4 protein-coding genes and 1 pseudogene are annotated in these 2933 nt (G+C 39.2%); 2 read left to right on the top strand and 3 right to left on the bottom strand.

The window, feature by feature from the left end:
• Positions 1–159: pseudogene (locus tag H5072_RS15865) on the bottom strand (50S ribosomal protein L3 N(5)-glutamine methyltransferase); the annotation flags it as partial.
• A gap of 152 nt (positions 160–311) precedes the next feature.
• Between H5072_RS15865 and smrB the strand changes: the two are divergent.
• Together smrB and H5072_RS15855 are read left to right on the top strand one after the other, a co-directional pair.
• Complete coding sequence (gene smrB / locus H5072_RS15860) at positions 312–869, top strand: endonuclease SmrB (RefSeq protein ID WP_007377742.1); 558 nt, start codon at positions 312–314, stop codon at positions 867–869.
• 27 nt (positions 870–896) lie between these two features.
• Positions 897–1826 (top strand): AEC family transporter, encoded by a 930-nt coding sequence (locus H5072_RS15855; protein WP_182694068.1) that lies wholly within the window; start codon positions 897–899, stop codon positions 1824–1826.
• 1 nt (position 1827) lies between these two features.
• Here the strand turns inward: H5072_RS15855 and H5072_RS15850 are convergent, their stop codons facing one another.
• Entirely contained in the window at positions 1828–2565 is a 738-nt protein-coding gene (locus tag H5072_RS15850) for an SDR family oxidoreductase (protein ID WP_182694067.1), read from the bottom strand.
• Between the two features lie 8 nt (positions 2566–2573).
• Positions 2574–2927 carry a RidA family protein gene (locus tag H5072_RS15845; protein ID WP_165743672.1) on the bottom strand — a complete coding sequence of 118 codons (354 nt, stop codon included), beginning with the start codon at positions 2925–2927 and terminating at the stop codon, positions 2574–2576.
• Between the last annotated feature and the right edge of the window lie 6 nt (positions 2928–2933).

Below are 2933 nucleotides of genomic sequence, written 5' to 3'. Positions count from 1 at the left end.
TAAGCTTACAGCTTCATCCCATGCGTTATCTGTACCGTGTCCAAAAAATATACTACTACTTGCAAATTGGCTTGTAGTCCAACGTAACCAGTCATGTAAAGTTGACAGTTCTGCAACGGCTTCTTCGAGTGTTGCTTCTTCTATTTGTAAATCGCTCATATATTTTTACCTGTATTAGCTTAATGACTGTTTTGAGTCTTTAAGACGATTGCATTGCCTATCTGCGCTGGGCAAATTACAATTGCCCCTCATTTAAGTATTGTACCGCCTTTTGCGCTGCGTTTTTACGTTTTTTTGTTTAGGTAATAGTTATGAAAAAAGACACTCCATCACATTCGTCCCTAAGCAATGACGACATAAGCTTATTTCGTCAAACGATCACAGGCGCCAAAGTATTTAAACAAGATACTCATCGTTTTGATACAAAGCCTAAGGTGTCACAAGCTAAGCAATTTGCCCAGCAAAAAAAGCAGGCTCAATCTGAATTTTTCTTCTCAGACGTTTATATTCCCGATATAGACACCCACGGCACGGTTAAATATGTAAAACCTGGCCAAGATACTTTCCTAGCTAAACAGCTTCGCCGTGGTGACTTTGCACCCGATTTGACGCTAGATTTACATGGCTTAAATAAAGAACTTGCTAAAGACGAACTCGCTGGACTCATTCACGAATGTAAAAAGCAGCATTATTATTGTGCATGTGTAGTGCACGGTATTGGTGGCGGCGTACTAAAGCACAAAGTGCCTCAGTACTTAGTACAGCACCCTGACGTAATAGCGATGCACCAAGCCCCTCTCGAATATGGTGGAAGAGGCGCTGTACTTATTTTAATTAATTTACCGCAAAGTGATGAATTTAGACGCTAACTTTAGCCATTACTAGGATGTAACTACGTGCATATTTTTTCAATTATTTTTCCGCTCATTTTTATTGTTGCGCTGGGTTATAGCTGCTGCCGATTAAAATTTTTCGACAAGCAGCATATCGCAGGCCTGAGTAAGTTTACTTTTTATATTAGTTTGCCTGCTTTTTTATTATTAAATATGTCGCAAATTAACTTACAGCAAAGTATTAGCCTTTTTGCATTTTTGAGCTTTTACATACCTGTTTTGAGTGTATTTGGGGTGGGTATATTAATTGATCGCTTTTATTTAAGTAAAAAACATTTAAAAAACTACCAACAACACGGTGTATTTGGACTTGCTTCTAGCTATTCAAATATGGTGTTAGTGGGTATTCCTATTGTTATTGCCTCGCTTGGCAAAGAAATGATAGCCATTGCATTTATGATCATTACTTTTCATAGCACATTGTTATTTGCACTTACATTTTTAATAGGCGCTAAAAGTAGCAGCGATAAATTTTCGTGGTCGCACTTTGGAAAAAGTATGGTACTAAATCCTATTGTACTGAGTATTGGGTGCGGGCTTATATTAAACATATTAGGAGTTACACTGTTTACCGACTTAGCAAATAGTTTGGAGCTATTAGCTAAACCAGCAATTGCCTGTGCGCTATTTGTACTTGGTGCTAATTTAGCTTTTTATAAAATAGCTGCAAATTGGCAACCGGCGTTAATAGCATCAATTTTAAAAATATTTTTATTGCCTGCGCTAGTTTTATTGGTAGGCACCTATGTATTTAAGCTAGACACGCAAATACTTAATGTATTGGTACTTTTAAGTGCGTCCCCTGTTGGCGTAAATGCTTATCTTATTGCGACTCAAATAAAGCAGCATGAAGCTACTCTTGCTGGGGCTGTCGTACTTTCTACTATCTTAAGTGTTATTAGCTTTACGTTTTGGCTAGCTTTATTACTTTAGCTTACAAACCGCCGGCTACATCAACAAAGCTACCCGTTGTAAAAGAAGCGTGCTCTGAAGCTAAAAAGTAAATTGCTGCAGCAACTTCCCCGGGTGTACCGCCTCTGCCAAGGGGTAATTTACTTTTAAGACGATCGACTCGATTTTTTTCACCGCCATCGCTATGCATATCAGTGTAAATAAGCCCTGGTCTAACCGAGTTAACTCGAATACCTTTACTTGCCACCTCTTTTGCCAAGCCAATAGTAAATGTGTCCATTGCACCTTTAGATGCTGCATAATCAATGTACTCATTAGGAGAGCCCGTTTTAGCGGCCCCCGATGAAACATTAACAATACTACCGCCATTTCCCATTCGCTTTATTGCCTCTCGGCTACATAAAAAAGCACTGGTAATATTTGTAGTCAAAACTTCGTTTATGCGCTTAGCACTCATTTCTAACAAGGGCATTTGTGGTTTTAAAATACCGGCGTTATTTATTAGTACATCAAGTTGGCTAAATTCTTTATCAATAAAATCAAACAACGCCAAAACATCTGCCTCTTTCGATACATCTGCTTTTATAACTTGAGCTCTAACGCCAAAGCTTCTTACTTGATCGGCTACTAGCTTCGCACTAGCTAAATCAGCTTTATAATTAATGCAAACATCATAACCATGCTTTGCAAAATATAGTGCGGTAGCTGCGCCAATACCTCGGCTAGAGCCTGTGATAAGTACAACGGGGGAGCGATTCATTAAAGCTATTATTCTTTTAAAGCTGCAACTACTGAAATTTCAACAAGTAGTGCTTCACGTGCCATTTTAGCTTCCACACAGGCACGTGCTGGTGCATAACCCTCGGGTACCCATGCATCCCATACTGCATTCATATCAGCAAAGTATTCCATGCTCTTTACATAAATAGTCGCGCTAAGCATATGTTCTTTTGAACTCCCTGCTTCATCAAGCAGCGCCTCAACTTTATCAAGCATAGTTTGAGTTTGCTCTTTAATACCTTTTTGCGCGTCGGCGCATACCTGCCCACATAAATAAACAGTGCCGTTGTGTTTTACTATGCGGCTCATGCGCGCACCTGTTTGTAAGCGTTCTATCGTCATATTACT

It is taken from the genome of Pseudoalteromonas sp. SR45-5, assembly GCF_014163565.1.
Classification (GTDB): Bacteria; Pseudomonadota; Gammaproteobacteria; order Enterobacterales; family Alteromonadaceae; genus Pseudoalteromonas; species Pseudoalteromonas distincta.
This window is presented reverse-complemented; position numbering and strand designations above follow the sequence as displayed.

What these genes read in the sequence shown, in the direction of transcription:
- H5072_RS15850 (WP_182694067.1), bottom strand. Translation starts at nt 2,565, where the DNA reads ATGAATCGCTCCCCCGTTGTACTTATCACAGGCTCTAGCCGAGGTATT.
- smrB (WP_007377742.1), top strand. Translation starts at nt 312, where the DNA reads ATGAAAAAAGACACTCCATCACATTCGTCCCTAAGCAATGACGACATA.
- H5072_RS15845 (WP_165743672.1), bottom strand. Translation starts at nt 2,927, where the DNA reads ATGACGATAGAACGCTTACAAACAGGTGCGCGCATGAGCCGCATAGTA.